Consider the following 7,465-nt stretch of genomic DNA (forward strand, 5'->3'; position numbering starts at 1 on the left):
CCTCAGACGCCGGCTCGTCGGGGGCTTTCGTCGGCCGGATCATATAGGCTGCTGAATCCGGCCTCCTCGAGCCACGCTGCGAAGAGCGCCACCGAAGCGTTCCGTCATAGCGGCACTCCATGCCATGCCACAACCCCCTCTCCCTTGCCTGCCCTGAGCAACGTCGAAGGAATGGGAGAGGATTGGGGAGAGGATGATCCGGATCTGTCATTCATATGGATGACAAGCGTACAGCGGCCTCCGTGGTGGGGGCCGGCGCGAGCGGAAAAAAGCGCCTCCTTTTTACAGGTTCATCGGAAAAAGGAGGACTTTTTTCCGCGGGAGTCGGCGCAGGATGCCCCCGCCGCCTACCCTGCCCTCACCTAATTACCTGAATTATATTGCTATTTTAGATGAGGTCCGCTAGGTTGGCAGGCTATGTCCGAGCAAGGGATCGTCGTCCGCGGCGCGCGGATGCACAACCTCAAGAACATCGACGTCACCATCCCACGCAACAAGCTCGTGGTGGTCACGGGGCTTTCAGGATCAGGCAAGTCCTCGCTCGCCTTCGACACGATCTACGCGGAGGGGCAGCGCCGCTACATCGAGTCGCTGTCGGCCTACGCGCGGCAGTTCCTGGGCCAGATGGACAAGCCTGACGTCGACTCGATCGAAGGCTTATCGCCCGCCATCTCGATCGAGCAGCGCACCGCGAGCAAGAACCCGCGATCCACAGTCGGGACCGCGACCGAGATATACGACTACCTGAGGCTCCTCTACGCCCGCGCGGGAACGCCGCACTGCGTGAAATGCGGCCGCCCCATCGAGGGGCAGACCGTCCAACAGATGGTCGACCGGCTCACGGAGCTGCCCGAGGGTGCGCGCATCGTCCTCTTTGCCCCGATCGCCTCGGGCCGCAAGGGCGAGTATGCGAAGGAGCTGGCGAAGCTGGCGCGCGACGGGTTCGTCCGGGCGCGCATAGACGGCGAGGTCCATGAGCTGGCCGACCCGCCGAAGCTGGACAAGAAGAAAAAGCACGACATCGACCTGATGGTCGACCGGCTGGTGATAAAGCCCTCCTCCAGGCAGAGGCTCGCCGACTCGCTCGAGATCGCTCTGAAACACGGCGACGGGATAGTGAAGGTGGAGACAGGGACCGGGGACCGGGGATCCGGGACCGGGAAAGGTCTTTCGGGTCACGGGTCACGGGTCACGGGTCACGAGATTCTGCTCTCCGAAAAACACGCGTGCCCGCACTGCGGGATATCGCTGCCTGAGATCCAGCCCCAGCTCTTCTCGTTCAACAGCCCCAGGGGCGCGTGCGCGGACTGCGACGGGCTCGGGGTGAGGCGCTACTTCGACCCGGACCTCATCGTGCCCAACAGGCAGCTCTCGCTCCGCGAGGGCGCGATCATGCCCTGGCGCAAGAAGAACGCCACCGATTACATAGAGCTCGTGGAGGCGCTGTCGAAGCACTACAGGGCCGACATCTACACCCCGTTCGCCGAGCTGCCGGAGAGGCTCAGGGAGACGATCCTCCACGGCTCCGGCGACGAACAGATCGCTTTCACATACGACACCGGACGCGGCAGGAAGCGTTACACCGCGAAGTTCGAGGGCATAATCCCGTCTCTGCAGAGGCGATGGGAGGAGACGCAATCGTTCGCGGTGCGCGAGGAGATCGAGCGCTACATGAACATGCGCCCCTGCCCCACATGCGGGGGCACGAGGCTCAAAGCCGAGAGCCTGGCCGTGCTCGTGGGCGAAAAGAACATCTCCGAGCTCTGCGCCCTCTCGATCGACCAGGCGCTCCGGTTCGTAAAGGGGCTTCGCCTCGATGCGAAGCGCAGCGAGATAGCGAAGGGCGTTCTCAAGGAGATCACGGAGAGGCTCGGGTTCCTCACTGAGGTGGGACTGGGCTACCTCACCCTGGACCGGGCCTCGGCTACGCTCGCCGGCGGCGAGGACCAGCGCATAAGGCTCGCCACCCAGATCGGCTCCGCCCTCACCGGGGTCCTCTACGTGCTGGACGAGCCCTCGATCGGCCTGCACCAGCGCGACAACCACCGCCTCATAAACACGCTGAAAAGGCTGCGCGACTTGCGCAACACGGTGCTCGTGGTCGAGCACGACCGCGACATGATGCTCGCCTCGGACCACATCATAGATCTCGGGCCCGGGGCCGGGGTGGCCGGCGGCCGCGTGGTGGCAACCGGCACGCCCGACGAGGTCTCCCTCAACGGCGACTCGCTCACCGGGCTCTATCTCGCGGGCAAACGCGCGATCGAGAAGCCCAGGAGCCGGCGCAGGCCCTCCGTCGACTGGATCGAGATCATAGGCGCCTCGGAGCACAACCTCAAGAGCATCGACGTCCGGATACCGCTCGGCCTCATGACCGCGGTCACCGGCGTCTCCGGCTCCGGCAAGTCCACGCTCGTCACCGAGACGCTTCTCGCCGCCCTCAGGCAGCGGATCTACCGCTCCAGGGACGCGGCCGGGCAGGTTGAAGAGATCCGCGGCTGGGAGCGGATCGCCAAGGTGATCGACATCGACCAGTCCCCCATCGGCCGCACCCCGCGCTCGAATCCGGCCACATACACCGGCATCTTCACGCACATCCGCGACCTCTTTTCCGAGCTCCCCGAGTCGAAGGCCCGCGGCTACAGGCCCGGCCGTTTCTCGTTCAACGTCAAGGGCGGCCGCTGCGAGGCGTGCGAGGGGGACGGCATCATCCGCATAGAGATGCACTTTCTGCCCGACGTCTTCGTGGAGTGCGAGGTCTGCCGCGGCATGCGGTTCAACCGCGAGACCCTCGAGGTGACCTACAAGGGAAAGAACATCTCCGAGGTGCTGAAGATGACGGTCGCCGAGGCCCACCGATTCTTCGAGAACATCCCGCCGCTGGCGCACAAGCTCGAGACCCTGGTCGAGGTCGGGCTGGAGTACATAGAGCTCGGCCAGGCGGCCACGACCCTCTCCGGCGGCGAGGCGCAGCGGATAAAGCTCTCGAGGGAGCTCTCCCGCAGGCCCCGGATGACCGACGAGGGGATGCGCGGGAAAACACTGTACATCCTCGACGAGCCGACCACCGGGCTGCACTTCGACGACGTGCACAAGCTGCTGGGCGTGCTCGAGGCGCTGGTCGAGGCGGGCAACACTGTGATCGTCATCGAGCACAACCTTGACGTCATCAAGTTTGCCGATTATTGTGTCGACCTCGGGCCCGAGGGGGGAGACGCGGGCGGCGAGGTGGTGGCGGTCGGCACGCCGGAGGAGATCGCAGCCAACCCGAAATCCCACACAGGAAGATACCTCAAGGAAGTCCTCTGAACACACAAGGAGACACGATGAAGAGAAACCTGAGATTCACTGTCGCACTCGCACTGGCAGCGCTCATCCCCTCGGTCGCATCTTCGGCCATGACCGGCGACTCCGGGTCCGCTGCCCAAGCGGCAGGCTCGCGGCAGTTCTCGGCCGAGGCCAAACTCCCCACGGGGGAGCCGATCTCCGCGGTCATAGTGGCCGATCCGGCCGACGAGGGGCGGGCCAGGGCGGCCCTCTCCTCCGCGATGTCTCGCGCCCAGCAGTTCTCCGGCGAGTTCTTCTCGGAGGGAGGCGTGGCGAGCCGGCTCGACTCCCTCGGCAAGGGCGAGAAGCTCGAGCTCTCGCCGACCGCCTTCGACTTTCTGCAGAGGGCTGTCACGCTCTCGCAGCAGAGCGACGGCTTCTTCGACGTGGCCGGCCCCTCGCCCAAGCGCATGTTCACCAAGAGCGACTCCAGGCGCATCGAGCTCGACGGGGCGACCCGAACCGTCTCCTTCAGGGACTCCGACATGAAGCTCGACCTCACGAAGATCGCCCTGGGGTTCACCTGCGACCTCATGATGGAGACGATCGCGGGCGAAGGCTTCGCAAACGCCAGCGCGTCCGCAGGCCCTGTCACTCGCAACATCGGCCGCGACATATACACCCCCTGGGACATCGTGGTGGGCTTCGGCGAGAGGACCGAGACGGGCGCGCATCGAGCCTATCGCTACGGGGTGTCGAACGTCTCTGCCACGACGGTCACGCCCGAGGGCCTGGGCCGGGGGCTGACCGACCCGATCAACAAGTCGCAGGTCTCCTGGGGGGACTCGCTGCGAAGCGTCACCGTCATCGCCTCGAACGCCATGACCGCCACCGCCTTCGCTCTGGCCGCTTACACGGTGGGCCCCAAGTACGCGATGAAGTACGTGACCGGGCACCCCTCAGTGAAGGGCATCGTGGTGGACGGCCAGGGCAACCTCACCGCCTCCAAGGGCATGATCGTCGAGGGACTGTCCTACGAGAAGAGCGTGAACGAACAGACCGCCAGCGACGGAGGATCGAATGATCTCAAACAGAAGGAGCGCGAGGAGGCTGCTCAGTAGCTTTGCACTGCTCGCGGCGCTCTTCGCGGCGCTCATCTTACCGGCCTCGGCCCAGGAGGGAGGGCCAAAGATATTCTCCAGGCAGACGGCCCTGGGCGGGAGAGTCCAGGCGGCGCTGCTCATCGTCGGATGGCAGAAGGACGCCTCCGCTATAGAGCGCCTCATCGACATCGTGGCGGAGAGAACCGGCGCGGTCGCGAGCCAGCTCGACTGGCAGAATCCCGGAAGCGACGTTGGCCGGATCAACGCGGCAGCGGGACAGTCGGCGGTCGCGGTCTCCGAGGACACGATCGCGGCGTTCGAGGAGGCGAAGCAGGTCTCCGACTGGACCAAGGGATTGTTCGACGTCGCCTCCTACGGCCAGGGCTCCTACAAGGACATAAAGATCGACCGCGGGGCGCGCACCGTGCAGCTGAAGAAATCGGGGATGCAGGTGCGCTTCGACGGCATCCTCGAGGGATTTCTCGCCGAGTACATGCTCAGGCTCATCGCGGCCGCCAACATGCAGAACGCCATGGTCAAGGCGGGCAACGTCTTCCGCGGCATGGGCTCGAGCGTGATGGGGCCGTGGAAGATACAGGTGCAGGACAGCGAGGGCACCTACGCGCACCATGCGCTCAACCTGCAGGTGTCGAACAACGCCGTGGCGACCGTGAGCGCCAACGAGTTCGCGTATCAGGAGCTCGTAAACCCCAGGAACAAGGAGCGCATCGGTGCGCCCTGCAAGGGGGTGACGATAGTGATGCACAACGCCGCCCAGGCCCAGGGCGTGGCCAAGGCGGTCTTCATCGCGGGCCCGAAGGACGGAATGGAGCTGCTGGCGAAGATGGGAAAGGCAAACGGGATCATCGTGGACAACGCGGGGAAGTTTTTGAGGACGCCTGGTTTCTGAAATCCGTGACCCGTAACTCGTGACCCGTAACAGGCGGTCGTGCGCCGTGAAATTTTCCAGCCGGTCACGAGTCACCGGTCACGGGTTGCGCAATGAGTGCCTTCGACAACTACATCCAACTCCTGGACAAGATCGACGCATTCGCAGCCGGCGTCATGGCCCGCCACCCTGCCTCGTTCAGGTGCGGCCCCGGATGCTCCAAGTGCTGCGTGGCCGGCATCACCATGTGGCGGGTCGAGGCGGATCACATTAAAGGGTACATTGAATCGCCGGAGTTCGATATCCCTAGTTCGCTACGGCTCGCTCATGTGCCTCCGGGTCCTGTCGTCGGATCACCCCCATTTGCGGCATCGCCGCAGCAATCCCGGAGTCCATGCACGCCACGAGAGCGGCTGCTGGCGTCAAATGGGGGTCCCCCGATCCGCCGCCACCCGGAGGCACAAGAAAACCGCCGCTCACAAGGCCTCTCGAACTCCGGCGATCAGTGCACCTACTTGAATGAACAGGGGCTGTGTTCGATATACCCGGTCCGGCCGGCCGTGTGCCGGCTCTGGGGAGCGCCGCTTCTGATACCCGCCGGCCGCGAGGCGGAATGGGGCATCCGCGCCTCATCCTCTGCTCCCTCGGGCAGGGGCACGATCGTCTCCTGCGACCTCAACTTCACCGGCAGCCCTTCCCTGGCCGAGCTCGCGAAAAAGGACATCCTGAACGTCGAGACCGCGCTCACAGCGCTTGCGGCCATAAACCACCTCTACTGCAGGGCCGTCGGCGCCGACCCCGAGGAGCGCACGCCCCTCTCCTCTATCGCTTGACTCGCCCTACCCCTCCAATATAGCCCTATGTCCATGACAAAGAAAAAGGGCGGCATAGTGATCGCGCTTGGCGGCAACGCCATCTCCAAGCCGGGGCTGCGGGGCGGGATACAGGAGCAGTTCTATTCCACGATCGAGAGCATGGAGCACGTGGCCGAGCTCTACATAAACGGCTACGACCGGATCCTCATCACCCACGGCAACGGCCCTCAGATCGGCGCGGCGATATTGCGCAGCGAGCTCGCCTCGAAAGCGGTCTATCCCCTGCCGATGGACGTCTGCGGCGCGGACACGCAGGGCGGCATGGGCTACATGATCCAGCAGGTCCTGGGCAACTGCCTGAGGAAGAACGGGGTGAAGCTCCCGGTGGTGGCCACGGTGACGCAGGTGCTCGTGGACGCCCACGACCCCGCCTTCGACAACCCCACAAAGCCGGTGGGCCTCTTCTACACCGAGGCGGAGGCCAAGGAGCTCATGGCCGGCCGGGGCTGGACCATGGTCGACGACGCGGGCCGCGGCTGGCGCAGGGTCGTGCCCAGCCCGAAACCGATCCGGGCCCTCGAGGCGGAGGCGATAAAGACGATGTTCGAGCGGGGCTTCATCGTGATAGCGGGCGGCGGCGGCGGAATTCCGGTCGCGCTCAACCGCCACAACCTCCACTACGGGGTGGAGGCGGTCATAGACAAGGACCTCACCAGCGCGCTTCTGGCCAACGAGATCGGCGCGTCGACCCTGCTTATCATGACCGGCGTGGAGTACGCATACGCGGGATTCGGCACCCCGAACCAGCGCCCCCTCACCAACGTGACCGCCTCTGAGCTCATGACCCACCTCGATGCGGGCGAGTTCGCCGACGGCTCCATGCGCCCCAAGATCGAGGCGTGCCTGTCCTTTTTGGAAAACGGGGGGCAGGAGGCAATAATCACTTCAATTTCAAGGAGTTTGGCGGCTCTCCGCGGCAGGACCGGCACCCACGTCAAGCCTTGACAAGGGCATTTCAATATTATCTCAATACGCCTCAAATCCGCGGCAAATCATGCAGGGGGATTTATCAAGGATGCAGAGGCTCGGCGCACTGGATTTCGACAATCCTGAGACCTGCCCGAATTGCGGTCAGTTCGTGGGCGGCGACTCGACCTGTCCGAACTGCGGCGCAATCCTCGGCGAGGATGACGAGTACGACCTCTTCGACGACGACGGGGAGCTGGAGTGAGGACGAAAAGTCCAAAAAAATCATTGATCTAAGAAATGCCCCGTGGTAGTTGCGCTGGGCCTTTCGGCGCCTCGCGAGGGTGGCGGAACTGGCAGACGCGCTAGCCTCAGGAGCTAGTGAGAGCAATCTCATAGGGGTTCAAATCCCCTCCCTCGCACAA

6 protein-coding genes and 1 tRNA gene are annotated in these 7,465 nt (G+C 64.4%); all 7 read left to right on the forward strand.

The window, feature by feature from the left end; all coding sequences use genetic code 11:
- The first annotated feature begins 417 nt into the window (after positions 1 to 417).
- Complete coding sequence (uvrA, locus tag JXA24_03255) at positions 418 to 3,309, forward strand: excinuclease ABC subunit UvrA (GenBank protein MBN1282773.1); 2,892 nt, start codon at positions 418 to 420, stop codon at positions 3,307 to 3,309.
- A 17-nt stretch (positions 3,310 to 3,326) separates the two neighbouring features.
- Positions 3,327 to 4,388: an FAD:protein FMN transferase gene (locus JXA24_03260; protein MBN1282774.1), complete on the forward strand. Its 1,062-nt coding sequence runs from the start codon at positions 3,327 to 3,329 to the stop codon at positions 4,386 to 4,388.
- Positions 4,348 to 5,280, forward strand: coding sequence for an FAD:protein FMN transferase (locus JXA24_03265; GenBank protein MBN1282775.1), 933 nt, complete (start codon positions 4,348 to 4,350; stop codon positions 5,278 to 5,280). Before JXA24_03260 ends, JXA24_03265 begins: the two co-directional genes overlap by 41 nt.
- A gap of 92 nt (positions 5,281 to 5,372) precedes the next feature.
- Complete coding sequence (locus tag JXA24_03270) at positions 5,373 to 6,092, forward strand: YkgJ family cysteine cluster protein (protein ID MBN1282776.1); 720 nt, start codon at positions 5,373 to 5,375, stop codon at positions 6,090 to 6,092.
- Positions 6,093 to 6,119: 27 nt separating this feature from the next.
- Positions 6,120 to 7,079 carry a carbamate kinase gene (gene arcC, locus JXA24_03275; GenBank protein ID MBN1282777.1) on the forward strand — a complete coding sequence of 320 codons (960 nt, stop codon included), beginning with the start codon at positions 6,120 to 6,122 and terminating at the stop codon, positions 7,077 to 7,079.
- Between the two features lie 70 nt (positions 7,080 to 7,149).
- The gene (locus tag JXA24_03280; protein ID MBN1282778.1) at positions 7,150 to 7,305 is read left to right on the forward strand and encodes a hypothetical protein; all 156 of its coding nucleotides are present in this window, start codon (positions 7,150 to 7,152) and stop codon (positions 7,303 to 7,305) included.
- Positions 7,306 to 7,378: 73 nt separating this feature from the next.
- Positions 7,379 to 7,462: transfer RNA gene (locus JXA24_03285), tRNA-Leu, on the forward strand.
- Positions 7,463 to 7,465: the final 3 nt, after the last annotated feature.

It is taken from the genome of Pseudomonadota bacterium (assembly GCA_016927275.1).
Lineage (GTDB): Bacteria > UBA10199 > UBA10199 > 2-02-FULL-44-16 > JAAZCA01 > JAFGMW01.

Bases quoted from the DNA above. Each gene is read 5' to 3' on its own strand.
- uvrA (MBN1282773.1), top strand. From the start codon at position 418: ATGTCCGAGCAAGGGATCGTCGTCCGCGGCGCGCGGATGCACAACCTC.
- JXA24_03260 (MBN1282774.1), top strand. From the start codon at position 3,327: ATGAAGAGAAACCTGAGATTCACTGTCGCACTCGCACTGGCAGCGCTC.
- JXA24_03265 (MBN1282775.1), top strand. From the start codon at position 4,348: ATGATCTCAAACAGAAGGAGCGCGAGGAGGCTGCTCAGTAGCTTTGCA.
- JXA24_03270 (MBN1282776.1), top strand. From the start codon at position 5,373: ATGAGTGCCTTCGACAACTACATCCAACTCCTGGACAAGATCGACGCA.
- arcC (MBN1282777.1), top strand. From the start codon at position 6,120: ATGTCCATGACAAAGAAAAAGGGCGGCATAGTGATCGCGCTTGGCGGC.
- JXA24_03280 (MBN1282778.1), top strand. From the start codon at position 7,150: ATGCAGAGGCTCGGCGCACTGGATTTCGACAATCCTGAGACCTGCCCG.